The 19,137-nt window shown below is 43.7% G+C and carries 19 protein-coding genes; 3 read left to right on the forward strand and 16 right to left on the reverse strand.

What is annotated here, in order from left to right; genetic code table 11:
• Positions 1-4: 4 nt before the first annotated feature.
• The 6 genes from mdxG to MKY50_RS17800 form a co-directional block, all read right to left on the reverse strand.
• On the reverse strand, positions 5-841 hold the full coding sequence (gene mdxG / locus MKY50_RS17775; protein WP_080479591.1) for a maltodextrin ABC transporter permease MdxG: 837 nt from the start codon (positions 839-841) through the stop codon (positions 5-7).
• Positions 842-2,149: a maltodextrin ABC transporter permease MdxF gene (gene mdxF / locus MKY50_RS17780; protein WP_014478063.1), complete on the reverse strand. Its 1,308-nt coding sequence runs from the start codon at positions 2,147-2,149 to the stop codon at positions 842-844.
• A gap of 41 nt (positions 2,150-2,190) precedes the next feature.
• Positions 2,191-3,444, reverse strand: a complete 1,254-nt coding sequence (mdxE, locus tag MKY50_RS17785) for a maltodextrin ABC transporter substrate-binding protein MdxE (RefSeq protein WP_326248625.1) — start codon at positions 3,442-3,444, stop codon at positions 2,191-2,193.
• 95 nt (positions 3,445-3,539) lie between these two features.
• Positions 3,540-5,309 (reverse strand): maltogenic alpha-amylase, encoded by a 1,770-nt coding sequence (gene mdxD / locus MKY50_RS17790; RefSeq protein WP_341117041.1) that lies wholly within the window; start codon positions 5,307-5,309, stop codon positions 3,540-3,542.
• A gap of 112 nt (positions 5,310-5,421) precedes the next feature.
• The gene (locus MKY50_RS17795) at positions 5,422-6,372 is read right to left on the reverse strand and encodes a LacI family DNA-binding transcriptional regulator (protein ID WP_116315822.1); all 951 of its coding nucleotides are present in this window, start codon (positions 6,370-6,372) and stop codon (positions 5,422-5,424) included.
• A 205-nt stretch (positions 6,373-6,577) separates the two neighbouring features.
• The gene (locus MKY50_RS17800; RefSeq protein WP_003228180.1) at positions 6,578-7,153 is read right to left on the reverse strand and encodes an LOG family protein; all 576 of its coding nucleotides are present in this window, start codon (positions 7,151-7,153) and stop codon (positions 6,578-6,580) included.
• A 116-nt stretch (positions 7,154-7,269) separates the two neighbouring features.
• Between MKY50_RS17800 and MKY50_RS17805 the strand changes: the two genes are divergently transcribed.
• Complete coding sequence (locus MKY50_RS17805) at positions 7,270-7,590, forward strand: MazG nucleotide pyrophosphohydrolase domain-containing protein (protein WP_003242570.1); 321 nt, start codon at positions 7,270-7,272, stop codon at positions 7,588-7,590.
• Positions 7,591-7,616: 26 nt separating this feature from the next.
• On the opposite strand, the gene MKY50_RS17810 is transcribed toward MKY50_RS17805, so the two are convergent.
• Together MKY50_RS17810 and MKY50_RS17815 are read right to left on the reverse strand one after the other, a co-directional pair.
• Positions 7,617-9,209 carry a SulP family inorganic anion transporter gene (locus MKY50_RS17810; protein WP_003228175.1) on the reverse strand — a complete coding sequence of 531 codons (1,593 nt, stop codon included), beginning with the start codon at positions 9,207-9,209 and terminating at the stop codon, positions 7,617-7,619.
• 18 nt (positions 9,210-9,227) lie between these two features.
• On the reverse strand, positions 9,228-9,821 hold the full coding sequence (locus MKY50_RS17815; RefSeq protein WP_010886620.1) for a beta-class carbonic anhydrase: 594 nt from the start codon (positions 9,819-9,821) through the stop codon (positions 9,228-9,230).
• Between the two features lie 385 nt (positions 9,822-10,206).
• On the opposite strand from MKY50_RS17815, the gene MKY50_RS17820 reads away from it, so the two are divergent.
• Positions 10,207-11,181: a 2-hydroxyacid dehydrogenase gene (locus MKY50_RS17820; RefSeq protein WP_029725971.1), complete on the forward strand. Its 975-nt coding sequence runs from the start codon at positions 10,207-10,209 to the stop codon at positions 11,179-11,181.
• Positions 11,182-11,218: 37 nt separating this feature from the next.
• Here the strand turns inward: MKY50_RS17820 and psdB are convergent, their stop codons facing one another.
• From psdB to psdR, 4 genes are all read right to left on the reverse strand, one after another.
• Positions 11,219-13,159 carry a lantibiotic ABC transporter permease PsdB gene (psdB, locus tag MKY50_RS17825; RefSeq protein ID WP_341117043.1) on the reverse strand — a complete coding sequence of 647 codons (1,941 nt, stop codon included), beginning with the start codon at positions 13,157-13,159 and terminating at the stop codon, positions 11,219-11,221.
• Positions 13,134-13,913, reverse strand: coding sequence for a lantibiotic ABC transporter ATP-binding protein PsdA (psdA, locus tag MKY50_RS17830; RefSeq protein WP_003228167.1), 780 nt, complete (start codon positions 13,911-13,913; stop codon positions 13,134-13,136). The genes psdB and psdA overlap by 26 nt, the downstream gene beginning before the upstream one ends.
• 82 nt (positions 13,914-13,995) lie before the next feature.
• Positions 13,996-15,066 (reverse strand): two-component sensor histidine kinase PsdS, encoded by a 1,071-nt coding sequence (psdS, locus tag MKY50_RS17835; protein ID WP_327842573.1) that lies wholly within the window; start codon positions 15,064-15,066, stop codon positions 13,996-13,998.
• Positions 15,060-15,773 carry a two-component system response regulator PsdR gene (psdR, locus tag MKY50_RS17840; protein WP_003244535.1) on the reverse strand — a complete coding sequence of 238 codons (714 nt, stop codon included), beginning with the start codon at positions 15,771-15,773 and terminating at the stop codon, positions 15,060-15,062. The genes psdS and psdR overlap by 7 nt, the downstream gene beginning before the upstream one ends.
• A gap of 146 nt (positions 15,774-15,919) precedes the next feature.
• On the opposite strand from psdR, the gene MKY50_RS17845 reads away from it, so the two are divergent.
• The gene (locus MKY50_RS17845; protein ID WP_003243327.1) at positions 15,920-16,129 is read left to right on the forward strand and encodes a lipoprotein; all 210 of its coding nucleotides are present in this window, start codon (positions 15,920-15,922) and stop codon (positions 16,127-16,129) included.
• Positions 16,130-16,164: 35 nt separating this feature from the next.
• On the opposite strand, the gene MKY50_RS17850 is transcribed toward MKY50_RS17845, so the two are convergent.
• The 4 genes from MKY50_RS17850 to mgfK are packed head-to-tail and all read right to left on the reverse strand — an operon-like array spanning position 16,165 to position 19,137.
• Positions 16,165-16,929, reverse strand: coding sequence for an arylamine N-acetyltransferase family protein (locus MKY50_RS17850; RefSeq protein WP_341117045.1), 765 nt, complete (start codon positions 16,927-16,929; stop codon positions 16,165-16,167).
• On the reverse strand, positions 16,930-17,187 hold the full coding sequence (locus MKY50_RS17855) for an HPr family phosphocarrier protein (RefSeq protein ID WP_003219835.1): 258 nt from the start codon (positions 17,185-17,187) through the stop codon (positions 16,930-16,932).
• Positions 17,188-17,210: 23 nt separating this feature from the next.
• Positions 17,211-18,161 (reverse strand): DNA-binding protein WhiA, encoded by a 951-nt coding sequence (gene whiA / locus MKY50_RS17860; protein WP_003243775.1) that lies wholly within the window; start codon positions 18,159-18,161, stop codon positions 17,211-17,213.
• A gap of 22 nt (positions 18,162-18,183) precedes the next feature.
• Entirely contained in the window at positions 18,184-19,137 is a 954-nt protein-coding gene (gene mgfK, locus MKY50_RS17865; RefSeq protein WP_003244450.1) for a gluconeogenesis morphogenetic factor, read from the reverse strand.

The following is a 19,137-nucleotide window of genomic DNA, read 5'->3' on the forward strand; positions in this document are numbered from 1 at the left end:
TGAATTACCCCTTTGTTCCGCCGGCTGTCAATCCGGACACAAAGTTCTTTTGGAGAAAAAAGAATAAGACGCATATCGGCAGTGCGGCTAGTATGGCACCGGCTGCAAATAGAGCTACTTTTTGCTGCTGCGGATTAGAAATAAAGGATTGTAATCCTACAGCGATGGTCAGCCTTTCCGGTGAGCGAAGCAGAAATTTCGCCAGCAAATAGTCGCCAAATGGTGCCATAAACGCCCAAAGCGCTTGTACCGCGAGCATTGGCTTAACAAGCGGCAGAACAATTGAAGCGAAAATCCTCAGATGTCCCGCTCCGTCAATTCGCGCGGCTTCATCAATTTCTCTCGGCACAGTATCAAAATAACCTTTCATCAGCCACGTGTTCATCGGAATTCCGCCGCCGATATAGATCGCTGTTAAAAACCAGTATTGATCGAGTGCGCCTATCAGCATCGCCAAGACATAAAAAGCAGTCAGCGCCGCCATTGTCGGCACCATTTGAATGATTAAAAAGAATATCAGGCTCTTTTTTCTGCCTGCAAACCGATAGCGGCTGTACGAGTACCCGGCAAGTGTCACAATCGTAACCTGCAAAACCATGACCGATAGCGCGATGACAAGTGTATTGCTGTACCAATTGAGATAAAGCGTTTCGTCAAATAGCCGCTTAAAATGATCCAATGTCCAAGAACCCGAAAAATCGAGCTGAAAAGCCGCCGAATTCCCCACACGGAAGGCTGATGATGCCGTAATCAGCAACGGATATATAATGACAATACTTAAAAGCGTCAAAAATAAATACGTACAGATTTTATTAAGCATTCTGGCAGTTCTCGCGTTCACCTACATAACCTCCTCATTGCCAAAAGCATTCGATTTTTTGAAAGCAATCAGTGAAATCCCAATGACAATGAAAGAAATTAACAGTGTCACAGCCGCCGCAACGGAATATTGGGGTGATGTGCCTGTTGTCAGTTTATAAATCCACGAAATTAAGATATCGGTCGACCCGGCCCCGGCTCCCGCACTGCCTGGTCCTCCCTCATTAAATAAGTAGATGATCGAGAAATTATTGAAATTAAACGTATACTGAGTAATCATCACGGGTGCTGTCGCAAATAAAATCATCGGGAATGTAATATGCCGAAAACGCTGAATAAAAGTGGCCCCGTCAATCTTTGCCGCTTCATACAATTCACCTGGAATCGCCTGAAGCACTCCCGTTACCATGACATAAATATATGGAAAGCCGAGCCACGTCTGAATCATAATGAGGGCTGTCTTTGTCCAGAAAGGATCAGTCTTCCACGCGATCGCAGGCAGCTCAACAAACGGCAGGTGATTGAATAGTGGAATCACCTGTGCATTCACCGCTCCTATGCTGTCGTTAAACATGTTGGAAAAACTCATGATTGTAATAAAAGCCGGAACAGCCCATGGAAATAAGAAAATCATTCGAAATATCCGCTTGCCTTTTATAAAATCCTGATTGACGAAAAGGGCCGTCACAATACCTAAAATGATTTGCAGCGTTGTTGCACAGATTGTCCAGATAACCGTCCAGCCCAGTACATTCACAAATGTTTCACGATAGGAGCCAAGGAAAAAAATATTCAAGAAATTTTTAAACCCGACCCAGTCAATCAGACGATTAGGCGGAATATGATAAAAATCATAGTTTGTTAATGCAACAAACAGAGTCACCAAAACCGGAAAAATAATCACAAACACCATCATGATATATGCCGGAAGTGTAAATAGATATGGAAACCCTTTATCGCCCGCATGACAGATCATATCCTTGGCTGTTGTATTGACTTCCAAACCCGCCGCTTTCATAGCGGCGGTCTTACGTGAATCATGAATATTAAAGATATAGAACATGAGGAAAATCACCGTCACGATCAATTGCAGCGTGCCTTCAATCAGCATAAACAGCGAGTGGTCTTCACCGGGAACACTTCCCAATGTCATCAATCCGGTTAGCGCCTGTATACCGAAAACGCATAATTCAAAAGCAAACAAGCCTGTGATGGCAAGAAATAAGAGCCCCTTTGACAATTGCTGATTCGCAATCTGCCCAAGTCCTGGAATGATCGATAAAAGCCCTGCCTTTCGTTTTTGCTTTGCAAGTGTGTGATGTTTATTCATTTTTTTCCGCCCTCTATTCTTCCGGACGCTATCCCGCCGTTTTATTTCACATACTTTTCTTTAATATTTTCCTTTATGACGTTTACAGCATCATTCGCTGATGTTTGTGTCGATTTTTTTCCTGAAGCTGCATCAAAAATTAAACTTTCCGCTCCTGTCCATACTTCAGCCATTTCCGGAATATTTGGAGTCGGCGTCGCTGTTTCATATTGTTTAATCACAGCCGACGTCAGCTCATTCTTTTGCTCATCGGCTTTCTTCCTTGCAGCCGTGTTGGCCGGAACTTCGTTTGTATCCTCATAAAAAGCGTAAGCATTGGCATCATTTGCAGCATACTCAAGCCATTTTTCAGCCAGCTCGGGCTCTTTTGTATATTTTGAAGCTACCCAGCCCTTCCCGCCCGCAAAAGGGGCATATTCTTCTCCATTGGGCAATGTCGGAATGGGAGCCGCTCCGTAGTTCAATTTAGCCACTTTATAATTGGCAGCTGACCAAGGACCGCCAATGATCGCAGCCGCTTTGCCTTCTAAAAACATCTGCTGAATAAAGTCGTCTGCGCTTGAATTGTCTTGCATTCCTTTCGGCCAATATGTTTCAAACCATTTCTCCGCATATTTCACCGCTTCTACAGCTCCTTTATTGTTCAGGCCGATGTCCCCGGAATCTGTGCCGTTTTTTCCAAACACATATCCGCCGTATCCAGCCAATAAGCCGTACGACATATAAAAGTCAGTCCATTTTGCTAAAAATCCGGTTGATTTTCCTTTTTCCGAAGCAAACGCGAATCGAGGATCTTCCGTTAACTTTTCAAGGTCTTTAAATGTTTTTGGCACTGTTTTTAAAAGATCTTTGTTGTAATACAAAATAAGTGTCTCAATGACTAGCGGCATTCCGTACACTTTGCCGTCAACTGTCACCTGCTGCATTTCTTTATCACCAAAGCTTTTTGTATGAGATGGCTTAATGTCAAGTAAATGTCCTTGCTGTCCCAAACCGCCGATCCGGTCATATGCAGCAAGCATAACATCAGGCGCATTACCCGCCGGGCCATCAAGAGGAAGCGCCTCCAACTGTTCGAACATTTGCTTTTCAACAATTTTTACTGTGACATCATTCTCTTTTTCGAACTTTGTTTTTATGCTTTCAATGTATTCTTTATACGTTTCTTCGACAGACACAGTCAGCACCTTTTTGCCATCAGCGCTTGCTGGATTTTTTGAACTTGAGCAGGCGGCAAGGCCGATTGCCAGAAATGATGCCGCCAATATGGCGAACCCCTTTTTAAAAAGAACCATCTCTTTTCCCCCTTCTATTTACGAAACTATAACAATTGTATTGTCCTGTAGAAAGCGGTTACAACAACTTTCGATTTGTTACCGATAACAGAATGTTATACAGGGGCGGCAGCACTCAAAATCAAAAATTCTCCCGACTGAACGGTAATGACATCGTGATGATGAAGCGGCTGCTCTGTCCATGCATCACAGATTTTCTTATTCCTATCAATATTCAACTCTCGTAAACTGACGTGTTGAACCACATTCCCTTGATTAAAGAAATAAATCAGTATTTTTTCATCAAGAGTCCGCGAAAAGCTAATGAAATCATTTTTGTCGTCCAGCCGATTCCACTCAAGATGTCCTTCAGTCAATAAAGTGTTTTCCTGCTTGCGTAAAGCAATTAACCGTTTCATAAATTGCAGCATGTCTTGGTTTTGCTTCTCCTTTTCCCAAACCATACATTTCCGGCATAATGGATCATTTTCGCCGTCCAGCCCGATTTCTGTTCCGTAATAAATGCAGGGAGAACCTGCCTGAGCAAACATAAAGGCCAGCAATGCGCGTGCTTTCTTCTCATCATTGCGGCATCTGGTCAAAAGGCGCTTTGTATCATGGCTATCCAGTAAATTAAACATCACCTCATTGGCCTGCTTCATCCCATTCATCAAATGTGCATTGACACGGTGAGCCATACGTGAAGCTGAGATCGTCTGGTCAGCAAAGTATTCAATCATAGGCTCTGTAAAAGGGTAATTCATCGCCGCATGAAATTCATCCCCTCTAAGCCAGGGTTCGGCAGAATGCCAGATCTCACCTAAAATATAAACATCAGGCTTTTCAGTAGATACAGCCTGCCTAAATGTCTTCCAAAAAACGTGATCCACTTCATTTGCGACATCCAAACGCCAGCCGTCAATGTCAAATTCGCGAATCCAGTACAAAGCAATATCAAGCAAATATTTCTGCACCTCGGGATTAGCCGTGTTTAGCTTCGGCATATCAGCTGTAAAAGCAAATCTGTCATAATTGTCGTCTGTGACGGGAAAAGAGTGAATATGGAACCAGTCCTTATAGCGGGATTGATCTCCGTTTTTGACGACATCCTGCCATTGCGGAGACGCGCTTCCTATATGGTTAAAAACCGCATCAAGCATAATTCTCATCCCCCGCTGATGCAGCTGGCTGACCAATGTACGAAAAAGCTCAGGATCCCCGAAATGCGGATCAATAGAAAAGTAATCCAGCGTGTCGTATTTATGATTAGAAGGCGCGGAAAAGATCGGTGTCAGATAAATGCCGTTCACCCCTAAATCCTCTAAATAATCAAGCTTGTCAACAATTCCTTGTAAATCTCCTCCAAAAAAATCATTGACGCCCGGGTCCTTGCTCCCCCACGGCAATGCATTCTTCGGTGACAAGTCTTCTCTTCCATTTGCAAAACGCTCCGGAAAAATTTGATACCAAACCGTTGACTTGACCCATTCAGGCGCTTGAAATGTATCAGCCTCGTGAACAAACGGAAATTTAAAGTAATAATGAATCGTTTCCAGTGTTTTTTCGTTATAAGGGCATACACCCGAACTTCCGAAAAAGATGTCTTCATGATCGTCTGTTACAACAAACGCATATTGTAAACGCCTAAATGGCGGCACCACTTCAGCAAACCAATAGTCATGCATTTCTGTAGCAGCAATTTTTCTCATCGGCTGCTCATTTGCCGACCATTTGCCGTCATTGTACTCATAGGGATCACCCCAAATGAATCGAATGTGATCTGCATCACCTTTTTTCGTCCGAATCTTGATATGCACAGTCCGCCCATCATAAGAATAAGCATCTGTGCTGAATGGCTGGTGGTGAATCGCTGCATATTCCATCATGTTTCCCCCTTTGATTTCCGTTTTATTGAAGCCGGCTCATAGTTTGAAAGTATCATGATGAAATTGTGGGAACAATCCTTTTCACCCTGTTACCGATAACAGAATAAGGCGCTTACAGCGTTGATTCTCGTACAATTAACTCTGGTTCAAAAAATAGACTTCCTTGTGCAGCACCGTCTTCATTCATTTTTTTCAGCAACATTTTCGCACAGGCTTCCCCCATTTCAACAACAGGCTGTCTGACCGTAGTCAAGCGCGGCGAGGAGATGCGATCAAGAAACACACCGTCATTCCCGGTAACCGCAACGTCTTCTGGAATTCTCTTTCCAAGGGATTGCGCCGCACGAATGACGCCGAGCGCGATTCGATCAGATGCGCAGACAAATGCGGCTTGATTGTCCATGGATTTCAGCAGTTCTCTTGCAAGGCCTTCACTTTTCTTAGAACTATTGTCGAGCCGAAACATATTCGATTTTTTAAAGCTTTTATTCATCGCCCGTATATACCCCTGTTCTCTTGCACGTTCGAAAGGCTCATCTAAATCAATGCCAAAAAAGACAACTTCCCGCTCCCCCAGCCCCATAACATGGCGGGTTGCCATAAAAGTGCCTTTCTCGTTATTCACATCGATAAAGTCATAGCCCATTTCATTTTGCCCGAATACGACAAGCGGCTTCTCAAACGCTTTTATTACACCTTCAAAATCGTTCTTTCTCAAGCCGGTGGCAATAATGCCGTCACATTGGCCAATATTAAGAGAATTTCTTGTTACAAGCTGGAGAGCATAGTGATTGCGATCCAGCTCCCTGCTGATTCCTGTCAGCAGGTTCATGTAATATGGTTCTGTCGTATCCATTTCCTCAAGTATCAATAGTTTCACAACCTGTGTTCTGTTTTGCACGAGCGCTCTCGCCGCATAATTAGGGATGTAATTCAGCTCTTTCATCGCAGAATGAACAAGCTTTTTCAATTCATCTGTCACCGTCTCAGGGTGATTGATCACTCGTGATACCGTCATTTTCGAAACATTTGCTTTTTTCGCCACATCTGACAATGTTGCCATTTTCATCCCCTCCTTATCTGTGCTTATTATCCAAACTAGTGATAAAGTCCTCTATTACTGTTAAATATACGATGCAGGCAAAAGAGAAATAAAAAAGAGATTTCCCTTAAGGAAACCTCACTTTGTTAAAAACACTCGATTTTTCATGGATTCATACGCTAGGTGTCAGACTCATTCTCTCCACTTCCATGAGAAAGTCTCTTTTTTAAATTTCTGTCCACTTTTTTTCTAAAATCGGATAAGAATAATTTTGCATTTGCTCAATTAACTCATCCGGCCGTGACGAGCTGTGAATCAGTTTTAGGTGCGATTCGTTAGAAAACCCTTCTTGAATGCTGTATTTCACCATTTTCATCATTGGTTCAAAATATCCGTTTACATTGTACAGTCCGATTGGCTTTTGGTGGATGCCGATCTGTGCCCAGCACAGCACTTCAAATAATTCTTCATATGTACCGAAGCCGCCCGGCATCGAGATAAAGCCGTCCGCCAGCTCGCTCATTTTAGCCTTTCGTTCATGCATCCCGTTTACTTCAATCAGCTCAGTCAGGTTTTGATGGACAACCTCCCCGCTGAATAAACCGCTCGGCATGACCCCGATTGCAGTTCCGCCGTTTTCCATAATCGCGTCAGCAATCGTGCCCATCAAGCCGACGCGGGAGCCCCCATAGACAAGGCCGATTCCCTGCTCAGCCATATACACGCCAAGCTCTGCCGCTTTTCTTTTATACGCTTCATTTCCCCCAGGGTTTGATCCCGCAAATACACAAATGGTTTTCATCTTGTCATCTCCGCATCTATATATCGTGTTAAACATTCAAAAACACACTATATATTGTCCCATCTTCATGTGATAATATCAATATGAAATACATAAAGAATGCAGGAGTGATGAGGTTGCAGCTGGCTGATGCAGAAAAATGGATGAAAGAGTTTTACGAAAAAAGAGGCTGGACAGAATACGGACCTTTTATTCGCGTCGGCTTTTTAATGGAGGAAGCCGGAGAACTGGCCCGGGCTGTCAGGGCGTATGAAATCGGCAGAGACCGGCCAGATGAGAAAGAATCGTCACGCGCTGAGCAAAAACAAGAATTGATTGAAGAAATGGGAGATGTCATCGGAAATATCGCCATTCTTGCTGATATGTATGGTGTCTCTTTAGAAGACGTCATGAAGGCCCACCAAGAAAAACTGACAAAACGATTTGAGCATGCATAAAAAAGCGGCCGCGATGGCCGCTTTTTTTAACCTGTGATTTCATCATGGTGATCAAAGAAATGCTGCTTTCCTATTTTGTGAAAAAGGCCTGTTTTATGCAGCAGCTCCTTTGGCTGCGATTGCAATCCTACAATCATCAGCTTTCCATTGTGGCGCTTAATTCGATTCATAATGTTCCCAAGCACCGCTTCAGCTGACGTATCCATATAGTGCACCTTATTCATGAGCAGAATGAGGGTTTTCGGTTTTTTCTGTACATGCTCCAGCAATGACGATTCAAGGGAATCAATTGATCCGAAAAACAGCGGCCCTTCTATGGCATACATGCTGACAGATGGATCTTCTCTCTTCGCCAGAACAGGATGCGATTCCTGATTGTGGATGCGGGTCGCTTCGCTCATTCTTCTGATAAAGAACACGAATGCAAGCAGCAATCCGGTTGCCACACCGATGATTAAGTCAAACAGAACCGTAAGGGCGAAGGTCGCCGCCAAAATAAAGGAATCAGCATTTTTCAGTCTCAGCATGTTTGCGACTTCCTTGCGCTCACTCATATTCCATGCGACCACCATGAGAATCGGTGCCATACTGGCAAGCGGCACATGGGACGCATAAGGCGCAAATACAAGCAGGACAAGGAGAACGACTACGCCGTGAACGACGCCGGAAACAGGGGAAACCGCTCCGTTTTTTATATTGGTCGCCGTTCTCGCAATCGCTCCTGTAGCGGGGATTCCGCCAAACAGGGGCGCTGCCATATTCGCAATTCCCTGGCCGACAAGCTCCTTGTTGCTGTCATGCTTTGAGCCCTTCATGTTATCAGCGACCATTGCGGACAAAATCGACTCAAGTCCTCCAAGAAGCGCGATGACAAGCGCAGCCGGAAACAGCATAACCATTTTATCCAAAGTAAGCTCAGGAAACTGAAATTCAGGCAAATGGCGGGGGATTTCTCCATAAGTTGACCCAATCGTTGCCATGCGGTCAGGGAAAAAGACAACCGCGACCACTGTGGAAATAAGAAGCGCCAACAAAGCGCCCGGCACTTTAGGCATCACCTTGGCGGATACAAGCAAAATGACGAGCCCGATCACAGCTGTCAAAATGGCATACACGTTAAAGGTGCCGAGCTGCTGCACAATTTCAAACATGTTGTGATGAAAGTTCTCATGTTTTTCAACATTTCTCAATCCGAGAAAATTAGCGATTTGTTCCGTAAAGATCAGCACGGCAATTCCGGCTGTAAAACCGACGATAACGGGTTTGGGCACGAATTTCATTATTTTTCCGAGCTTAAACAGCCCAAACAGCACCAGCATCACTCCTGCCATAAACCCCGCAATCAGCAGATTTTCCAAGCCGTACTGCATGATAATGCCGAATAAAATCGGGACAAAGGCGCCCGTCGGACCGCCAATCTGATATTTTGATCCTCCAAATAAAGAAATACAAATCCCTGCTATAACAACAGTGTATAGCCCATATTCAGGCTCGACTCCCGAGGCAATGGCAAACGCCATTCCTAAAGGAATTGCCACGACACCTACTACGATACCTGCAATCAAGTCTTTCTGAAATTTCTGCAAATTGTATCCCTTGAATCTCCCTGAGAATCGCATATTTTGTTATAACCTCCCTTATGAGTGATTGTTTATAAGCTCAGTTTCATAACCGTTAATGACCACATCAAGTTTTCCTGTTTCAGGGTGAATGACAAGCCCGTGAACCGGCACTTTTTTCGGAAGCAACGGATGGTTCTTAATCATGTTCACACTGTGGGAAACGCTTTCTTCCACGCTGTGAAAACCAGTCAGCCACGTTTTCAAATCGAGTCCGGCACTCGTCAGCAAATTCAGGCAGCTATCCTCCACCCCGCGTTCCTTTGCTTTCTCAAGAATCGAGGACGCATTCAGCCCTGACATTCCGCATTCATGATGGCCGACAATGCATACCTCTTCAGCCTGCAATTCATAAATCGCGACCAGTATGCTTCGCATCACGCTTCCAAATGGGTGAGAAACGATGGCTCCCGCGTTTTTTACAATTTTAGCATCACCGTTTTTAAGCCCCATTGCTTGCGGAAGAAGTTCTGTAAGCCTTGTATCCATACAGGTGACAATGACGAGCTTTTTCGAAGGAAACTTTGTCGTTTTGTACGGTTCATACTTCTTCTCACTGACAAACCGCTGATTGTGTTCCAAAATTGATGTTAAAGAAACCATTTGATTCATCTCCCATCCATATGATTTTGCAAGCCTTCTTACCCAGCTTACAGTAAGGAATTATAGCATAGGAATAAGCCAAGAAAAGGTTTTCAAAAAAAGACACTATAATTGGACTGTAGAATCAAAACATAAACATTTATATCTTTCAAAGATAATAAAATTTATATTTAATGCATCCTATAATCCGGCTGCAGTTCGCATATCGATGATTTGTCTGACAAAAAATATGGGTGAATTCTGATAATTAAAAAACTTTTTTAAGCAGATTTAGCTGTTCGATCTTCATTTTAAGTTCAAAAGAACCAGAAATTAAAAAAACGCAGCTATATTTTTAACATCTATTTATTTCCGATATAATGAATTAGACAACAGCCATAAAGGGGGAGCCTTCTTGAAACCATTTGTATTTATCACAAAACCGATTCCTGAAGAGATTGAAGCATTCATCGGTGAACATTGCCGTTATGAAGTATGGCAGGAGGATACGCTTCCGAGTGACGTGCTATTTGAAAAATTAAAAGAAGCGGAGGGGCTTTTAACATCAGGGACGTCCGGACCGTCAATCAATCGTGAGTTGCTGGAACACGCGCCTAAGCTCAAAGTGGTCAGCAACCAATCAGTAGGCTACGATAACTTCGATATAGAAGCAATGAAAGAAAGAGGAGTCGTCGGCACTCATACACCTTATACACTGGATGACACAGTTGCAGATCTGGCTTTTTCACTGATTCTGTCTTCCGCCAGACGTGTTGCCGAACTGGACCGTTTTGTCAGAGCAGGAAAATGGGGGACCGTGGAAGAGGAAGCGCTTTTCGGAATTGATGTTCATCATCAAACGTTAGGCATTATCGGCATGGGCAGAATTGGAGAACAAGCAGCGAGACGCGCCAAATTTGGTTTTGATATGGAAGTGCTTTATCATAACCGACATCGCAAACAAGAAACAGAAGACAGCATCGGCGTTAAGTATGCAGAGCTTGATACATTGCTGGAGCAATCTGATTTTATTCTTCTCATTACGCCGCTGACTGACGAAACCTATCACATGATAGGAGAACGCGAATTTAAATTGATGAAGGATTCAGCAATTTTCGTCAATATTTCCCGGGGAAAGACAGTTGATGAGAAAGCACTGATTCGCGCTCTTCAGGAAGGCTGGATCAGGGGAGCCGGCTTAGATGTATACGAAAAAGAGCCTGTCACCCAAGATAATCCGCTCCTGCAGCTGGATAATGTCACGCTGCTTCCTCATATCGGTTCAGCAACAGCTAAAGTGCGCTTCAACATGTGCAAACAGGCTGCCGAAAATATGCTCGCAGCGATCCAAGGGCAAACACCGAAAAATCTCACAAGAGAATTTCAATAAATCAAAAATCCGGTCTGATAACAGACCGGATTTCACATTACATACGCTGAAGAACAGCACGCTTATAAATATGGCGGGTGACGATATAATAAACAGCCTGGAATACAAAATAAATGAAGATGACAATTACGGCCTCAAGAAATAAATTGGAATTCAGCATATTACTTAACGCTGCATACGCAAAGCCGGCGTGAATCGTACCTGCGATAAATGGAATGAAGAATAAAAATCCTATTTGCTTTCCAAGGATCGAGTGAATCTCTTTGTCCGTAACCCCTATCCTCTTTAACGCTAACACCTGCACTCTCGTATCTTCTATTTCCGTAAACATCCGCAAATACAGCATGCTTCCTTGCACGATAAAAAACAGCACGCTGACAAACAGACCAATAAACAGCATTAATGCAACTCCCTGCTTCACAATTTGATAACTAGGAGCACGTGTTTGAAAATCAGATGTATGTTCTTTCGGCACCATGTTTTCAAGCTTTTCAGAGACATCCACCGTCTCCTGCCAATGCTCAAGCTCATAACCTACCATTCTCATCTGTTCCTTCAGCGGCACATCCTGTGACAGACTGTCAAAGCTCTTTTCGCTGACAACCAATAAACGGCTGACTCCATCGACAGACATCAATATCCCTTTGTTTTGCTGCTTTTTCATGACGTAGGAAAGGGTTTTTCCTGACTTCATATGAAATGCTGCTGTTTCCCCTTCTCCAAATGTGTCTTTCACCATCATTTGAAAAGAAACATTAATAAATGATTCATTTTCTTGTAAATGAATAACTGGGAATCCTTTTTCCTTTGCGACTTGATTATAGACTTTTTCTGAAATCAGCAAAGCTTCCGCTTCCATCTTCTTATTTCCATACGGCAAGTCTGACTGAAAAGTGACAGGAATCCCTGTGGCATCCACCTTATACTTGATAACAGCATGAGCTTTTTTCAATGTATTCTCAGCTGTCTCAGGCTTCATGACCTGAAAGCGGGAAGCATCCTTTTCCACCCAGGAAACAGACTGAGGAATGCTTTGCTCCTCCTGCCTTTGTAAATCGGAATAAAACATATAGATGACACCTGTAGCTGTTAGTATGACCGCTGTAATGACAGAGGTTAAAAACAGCATGCGCGCATGATCCTTCAGCCTGAATATCATGTTGGAACGCACAATGATATTCGTGCCTTTGTAGAAGCTGTGTTTCTTTTGGTACAGCATGCGGAAAAACGCCACACTGCTTTGTGTAAAAAAGAAATACGTGCCAACTAACACTAAAATCAAAATTGGAAATACCCGAAACATCATGTCAATGGCATTGGCTGTTGCAGATAGATAATAACCGCTGCCAAGACATAGCAAAGACAATACAGTGAGCCATTTCGAATAAACCGGCAAACTTTTCGGCTTTTTGGCCGATTTAATCAGTTCAATGATTTCCAGCTTCCGAATCCGTCCCAGTGATAAAATGAGCAGCGTCTGAAACAGGATGAGAAAGCCGGCAATTGTCATCACAAACGCTTTCGGCACAATGGCAAACGAAATCGGTACCTTCACGCTGAGCATCCATGTCATAATCATAAAAAACAGTTTTGAAAATAACAGGCCTGCTCCAATGCCGGCCGCAATCGCCGCAAGAGAAATAAGTGACTGCTCATAATAAATCATCTTGCGAAGCTGCTGCTTTGATGTGCCAAACAGTGTTAGCAGCCCAAACTCTTTCTTTCTTGCCTGCAAAAACGCTGAATTGGAATATGTGATGAAAAATATACAAAACACAATGATGACGACAAGAGCTGCGCTCAAGCATGTTTTGACAAGACTTCCTCCATATATATTGTCTTCATTGACATCAGGATGAAAAATAAATGATGTGAAGACAAAAAACACCGAAACGGCAAACACACAGCTTAAAAAGTAGGCCACATACCGTTGCAGATTCCCAAGAATGTTTTTACGGGCGATAGTTCTCAAATTCATGAAAATCGCCTCCCAACACACTCAAGGTATCCAATATACTTTGATAAAACACCTGCCTGTTTGTTCCTCTGTGAATCTCTGAAAAGAAACGTCCGTCTTTAATAAAAACAATTCGTTTACAGAAACTTGCTGCTGTGGCATCATGCGTAACCAACAGAATCGTCGCTTCCTTTTCCTCATTCAACTGAGCCAGTGTGTTCATCACTTGCTTTGCCGATTTTGAGTCGAGGTTTCCTGTCGGTTCATCGGCAAGGATGAGCGCCGGATTGTGAATAATCGCTCTGGCACAGGCTGCCCGCTGCTGCTGTCCGCCCGAAACCTCATATGTGCGATGATCGAGAATGTGCTTGATTTGCAGCGTATCCGCCAGTTCATCCAATCGGGCTTCCATTTCTCTCAGCTTTACCTTATCCAATGCGAGCGGCAAGAGAATATTTTCACGAATCGTCAGCGTATCAAGCAGATTAAAATCCTGAAAGACGAAGCCGAGTTCTCTTCTGCGAAACAAAGCCAGCTCTTGGTCCTTTAACGTTTTCGGCTGAATGCCGTTGATCATCATCTCGCCCTGGGTCGGCTTATCAATGGTAGCCAGCAAATTCAAAAGCGTGGTTTTTCCGCTTCCCGACGGCCCCATAATCCCGACAAATTCCCCTTTTGACACACTAAGATCAAAGGCGCTGAGCGCTTGGTATGATATTGTTCCTTTATTTGAATAGTACGTTTTCGATAGGTTCGTTGTTTGCAACACGTTCATGTTCTGCTCCTCCTTTTTCTTTATTATAAAAAGGAAGTCAGCATCCTCCCATCGAACTTTCTTGCAATTCCGCTCCCCAACCTTACAATGCTGTCACATTCACGAGGGTGTCACTTGAAAACACGATGGTCATCACAGTGCCAGCCCCTTCTTTTGATTCCGCATATAGCTTATGGCCGAGACGACTGCACACCTGTTTTGCTAAATAAAGGCCCATTCCAGTTGCCTCTTTCATGGTTCGTCCGTTTTCTCCGGTAAAAAACGCGTCAAAAATCCGCGGCAGATCCTGCGGCTGTATGCCGATTCCTTCGTCGGCAACCGACAATCGCGTCTCATGTCCCTGCGTTTCAATACGGATTGTAATAGGGTCTCCCACACCTTGCTTGGAATATTTTAAGGCGTTGAAAAGGATTTGCTCAACAACAAAGGAAAGCCACTTTTGATCACTGGAAATCTGAATGGCATTTGGCGGCACATGTAATGTTGGAAAAAGGCGCCGTTTAATAAACTGACGTTTTTCCTGATTGATCAGTGAACGAACCATTTCTGTCAAATCAAAGGTTTGCGGCTTTACATCAAATGCAAATTCCTCCAGCCGAGCCGTTTGCAGCATCATATCAAGACCGTGGCGAAATCTCTCATTCTCATCCTCTAGCTCCTCTAAAAACGTCGGAAAAGAGGATGAGGTTCCGTTTTTTCCTTCCTGAATCATTAAGGATATGACGGATACCGGTGTTTTCATATGGTGGACCCATTGGTTGGTGAAGGTATAATGCTGTTTTTGCTGATTGATATATTGTGAGAGCCTGCTTTCGTATTGCTGCCCGAGTGCGTTGATCATTTTCGTCCAAAGCGCTTGCTCTCCTGTTCTTGGCTTTCGGGCTTTCAAAGACTGTCCGATGTCATTCGAAGAAGAGGCTTGTTCTGCAAGCTTTTTAACATAGGTGAGAAAGGAAATTTGCCGAACATAATCAGCAGCAAAACCTGCGGCTAAAAGAGTACCGGGCAAAATCCATATGTACATCATATTTTCTTTGGAAGGTTCTGCGCCGCTCTCGATAATGCTTAAATACGCAATCAGCATGGCGGATCCTATCCCTAATAATGAAAATAGAATAATGGCTAAGCGGTCGATGAGATAAGTCTTTAACATTCCGCTTCATCCTTCCGATTGACTTGAAATTGATAGCCTTGTCCTCTGATTGTGGAAATGCAATCTGTCAGTCCTGCATTCTCCAGTTTTCTCCGCAGCCGGTTGACATTGACCGTTAACGTATTGTCATCGACAAAATCAACGTCATCCCATAACGCCTCCAATAGTTCATCACGAGAAACAATTTTTTTATGCTCCCTCACAAAAATAGAGAGAAGCTGAAATTCTTTTTGGGAAAACAGAATACGGACGCTGTTCCACTCCGCTTCATTTTGATCAGGATAAATCGTTAGCCCGCCAAGCTCCACTATTCTTGATTCCTGCGGCAAAGAGGGCGAGTATTCACCATATGTGCGGCGCAGGACGCTTTTGATTTTGGCCATCACTACCTCTAAATGGAACGGTTTTGTGATATAATCATCGCCGCCATTTTCAATCGCCATTACCTGATTCAGCTCATCAGTCCGCGCTGAAATAAAAATAATTGGCGCATTGGAAATGGTACGGATTTGCCTGCACCAATAAAACCCGTCAAAAAAAGGAAGGTTAATATCAAGCAGGACAAGATCAGGCTTCATTTCTGCAAATTCCAATTTTATATCATTCAGCTGTTCAGCAATTTTCACTTCATATCCGTATTTTTGAAGATGACCGCCCAGCAAAGAAGCAATCCGCTCATCATCTTCCACAAGCAAAATCCGATACACGTTGATCCCCCTTATATGTACATCTCGATGATTTTTCTAGAAGATTCCAAAATTATTATAGCATGTGCGGAATAGTAAATCGGTCTTTTTCTTTTTGTTATGATAGAATGATAAAGGTAAAATTTTCATAATAGGCAGGTGTCGTGATGAAGAAAATCATGCTGTTTCTGGCAATGACGTCAATTCTTTCAGCATGTCAGCCCAACTATACCGGGAAATACATAGAAATTGGGGATACACTAACTGACTATACCAAAGAGTGCTTTAAAGAGAATGAAATTCCTTATAAATACGAAAAGGGAAAACTGTATATCCCAGAAGACGCATTTGATACAGCAATCTACACTTGTTCATAAGAAAAAGCTTGCAGATAACCTGCAAGCTTTTCACGTTACAAAAAATGAGTATTTAATTTCTCTTCAAATTCTGAAGGGCCGATGTCGCTTTTTTGAATGTTACCGCCGTTTTCATAAATCGTAAAATGGCGCTCTGACATGACCATCCTTCCGCTCGGCGTCAGCTTTGAGGCAAGCAGGGATTTGTTAAAAGGAGATTTTTCATGAGAGTGAATGATGTCCTTCATGTTATCTAAATCACCGAGATCACTCTCTTCAAGGGTAAAGGCGTACCCAATTTGCCAGCCTTCTCCTTTGTCCATCAGCAGAACATAGCTGCCCTTTTCTGTCTCTTCCTTTTTGATTCGGAATGACCCGACTGGTGACTGTACCGTTTCTCCGGAAAGCGGTATCGGCTGGAGCGCCAGGTTGATGCCGAAGCCGATATCAACGAGGTAATCGCCGTTTTCCGCAGACAGCCATACAGCAGCATGCGTCCCTTCTAGTGCCCATCCCTCTTGATCGCCTGCATAAACCGTTCCTCGAATAAGCTTCACATGAAACCCGGCCTCACGCAAAACAAAATAAAGGAAACCATTTAGATCGTAGCATAGGCCACCGTGCTGATCTTTGAGCAGACGGCGCCATAGATCTTCTTTTGTTACCCTATAATTCTCTTTTGCAAGTACGGCACGGTTTTCGAATGGAAAACGGTATGCCATTGCTTTGAGAAAAAGGGGAAGATCGCCGAAGCTGACATGGTCTTTCTCCCAGCCGATTTTCTGAAAGCAGTCTTTTAGAAAGTCACTCATTTTTATCACCTAAACTTCTTCTTGAACGTAAGCAGCCAGCTTCTCCAGCGCCTCTTGTTCATCTTCTCCCTGGGCAATCAAGGTAACCTCAGTGCCTGTGCTTACCGCGAGGCTCATCAGCCCCATGATGCTTTTGGCGTTTACTTTTTTCCCATCCTTCTCAAGAAACACATCTGACGTAAACCGGTTTGCTTCTTGTACAAACAAAGCAGCAGGACGTGCTTGCAGTCCTGTCTTTAATCGAACTTCCACTTTCTGTTGAACCATAAGATCTCCCCTTTTCTTTACGGTTATTTTAAAGTGACGGTTTGCCCTGTCCGCAGCTGTTCTGCGATTTCGTCAAGTTTTCTCAGCCTGTGATTGATCCCTGATTTGCTGATTTTCCCGCTTGCTACCATTTCCCCCAGCTCTTTCAGCGTCACTTCCTGATAATCAATCCGAAGCTGCGCAATTTCCCGAAGTTTTTCAGGCAGCGCCTCCAGGCCGATTCTTTCATCGATGTATTTAATATTTTCCACCTGTCTCAGCGATGCGCCGATCGTTTTGTTTAAGTTGGCTGTTTCACAATTGACGAGGCGGTTGACCGAATTTCTCATGTCCCGAACGATTCTGACATCCTCAAATCGCAGAAGCGAATTGTGAGCGCCGATTACGTTCAGAAACTCTGTAATCTTTTCAGCCTCTTTTAAATAGGTAATGTAGCCTTTTTTCCGTTCAAGCGTTTTGCTGTTTAACTGAAACTCATTTAACAGGTCACATAATGAATCGTTATGCTCCTTATAAAGAGAGAAGATTTCTAAATGATACGAGGAGGTTTCCGGGTTATTGACCGAACCTCCTGCCAAAAATGCTCCTCTCATATAAGAACGCTTGCAGCATCTCTTTTTGACCAGCTCTTTCGAAATACTTCGTTCAAACACAAAATTCTCCCCGAGTATTTTTAAATCCTCTAAGATCGCTTTTGCATTTTCTGAAAAACGCACAATATAGACGTTATTCTTTTTCAGCCGCATTTTCTTTCTGACCAGCAGCTCGACCGACACATCATATTGTTTTTTCAGCAATGTATAGATGCGGCGGGCAATCGCCGCATTTTCGGTTTGAACATCGAGTACGAGATGGCGGTTTGTAAATGATAAAGCTCCATTCATCCGAATGAGTGCAGACAGCTCGGCATTAATGCAGCAGTCCTTCACTTCCAGATTCGTTAATTCTTTTTTTGTTTCTGATGCAAATGACATATAGCCACCTCATTTCAAGGCTTCATTCTTTCAGTAAATCAACAAGAAGAGAGGCCACTTTATGTGTATCGTGACGTATTACGTCATTTTTATACGTTACAATTTGATCTCTGATGACTTCAAGCCCCATCGCTTTCAGCTCTTCAATATCAAAATCAACAGGACGCGCCGATTCCATTTCGTACTTACGCTTTATTTCGTCGGGAATGTCTTCACTGTTTACTAATATCGTATCAATAAAACCACAGCCCATATGCTGATTGAGCGCTTTCACATGATCAGCAGCGGTGTAATGGAGCGTTTCGCCGGGCTGAGTCATCACGTTGCAAATGTATACTTTTTTCGCCGGCGCCTTTATCACTTCTTCCCCGATTTTTGGGACGAGCAAATTGGGAAGAATGCTTGTATAGAGGCTTCCCGGGCCGATAATAATCAAATCCGCTTCCCTGATCACGTCTATTGTTTCCGGCAGCGGATCAATCTGTTCAGGCGTGAGAAAAACACGCTTAATACGCTGTCCGTATTCCGGGATCGTTGACTCGCCTGAGACCACGCGGCCGTCTTCCATCTCAGCATGCAAAACGACACTGGCATTGGCAGCCGGCAAAACCTTTCCTCTTACATTCAGCACCTTGCTCATTTCAGTGACAGCGTGAAAAAAATCACCGGTTATATTTGTCATCGCTGCCAAAATCAAATTCCCGAGAGAATGGCCTGTTAAGTCATTCCCTTTATTGAAGCGGTGCTGAAAAAGATCTTCAACAAGCGGCTCCACATCGGATAAAGCGGCAAGCACATTTCTGATGTCTCCGGGAGGCGGAATTTTCAGTTCATTCCGCAGACGGCCAGAGCTTCCCCCATCATCGGCAACTGTTACAATGGCCGTGATGTCAACAGGTTTATGCTTTAAGCCCCTAAGCAATACAGAAAGACCTGTACCGCCGCCAAAGATTGCGATTTTCGGCTTTTGTCCCAT

It is taken from the genome of Bacillus sp. FSL R7-0685 (assembly GCF_038002425.1).
GTDB classification, from domain to species: Bacteria; Bacillota; Bacilli; order Bacillales; family Bacillaceae; genus Bacillus; species Bacillus subtilis.

Bases quoted from the DNA above. Each gene is read 5' to 3' on its own strand.
- MKY50_RS17855 (WP_003219835.1), bottom strand. From the start codon at position 17,187: ATGGTTCAACAGAAAGTGGAAGTTCGATTAAAGACAGGACTGCAAGCA.
- MKY50_RS17800 (WP_003228180.1), bottom strand. From the start codon at position 7,153: ATGAAAACCATTTGTGTATTTGCGGGATCAAACCCTGGGGGAAATGAA.
- whiA (WP_003243775.1), bottom strand. From the start codon at position 18,161: ATGTCATTTGCATCAGAAACAAAAAAAGAATTAACGAATCTGGAAGTG.
- mdxD (WP_341117041.1), bottom strand. From the start codon at position 5,309: ATGATGGAATATGCAGCGATTCACCACCAGCCATTCAGCACAGATGCT.
- mgfK (WP_003244450.1), bottom strand. From the start codon at position 19,137: ATGGGACAAAAGCCGAAAATCGCAATCTTTGGCGGCGGTACAGGTCTT.
- MKY50_RS17815 (WP_010886620.1), bottom strand. From the start codon at position 9,821: ATGAATCAAATGGTTTCTTTAACATCAATTTTGGAACACAATCAGCGG.
- MKY50_RS17845 (WP_003243327.1), top strand. From the start codon at position 15,920: ATGAAGAAAATCATGCTGTTTCTGGCAATGACGTCAATTCTTTCAGCA.
- mdxE (WP_326248625.1), bottom strand. From the start codon at position 3,444: ATGGTTCTTTTTAAAAAGGGGTTCGCCATATTGGCGGCATCATTTCTG.
- MKY50_RS17810 (WP_003228175.1), bottom strand. From the start codon at position 9,209: ATGCGATTCTCAGGGAGATTCAAGGGATACAATTTGCAGAAATTTCAG.
- psdB (WP_341117043.1), bottom strand. From the start codon at position 13,159: ATGAATTTGAGAACTATCGCCCGTAAAAACATTCTTGGGAATCTGCAA.
- psdA (WP_003228167.1), bottom strand. From the start codon at position 13,913: ATGAACGTGTTGCAAACAACGAACCTATCGAAAACGTACTATTCAAAT.
- mdxF (WP_014478063.1), bottom strand. From the start codon at position 2,149: ATGAATAAACATCACACACTTGCAAAGCAAAAACGAAAGGCAGGGCTT.
- psdS (WP_327842573.1), bottom strand. From the start codon at position 15,066: ATGTTAAAGACTTATCTCATCGACCGCTTAGCCATTATTCTATTTTCA.
- MKY50_RS17795 (WP_116315822.1), bottom strand. From the start codon at position 6,372: ATGGCAACATTGTCAGATGTGGCGAAAAAAGCAAATGTTTCGAAAATG.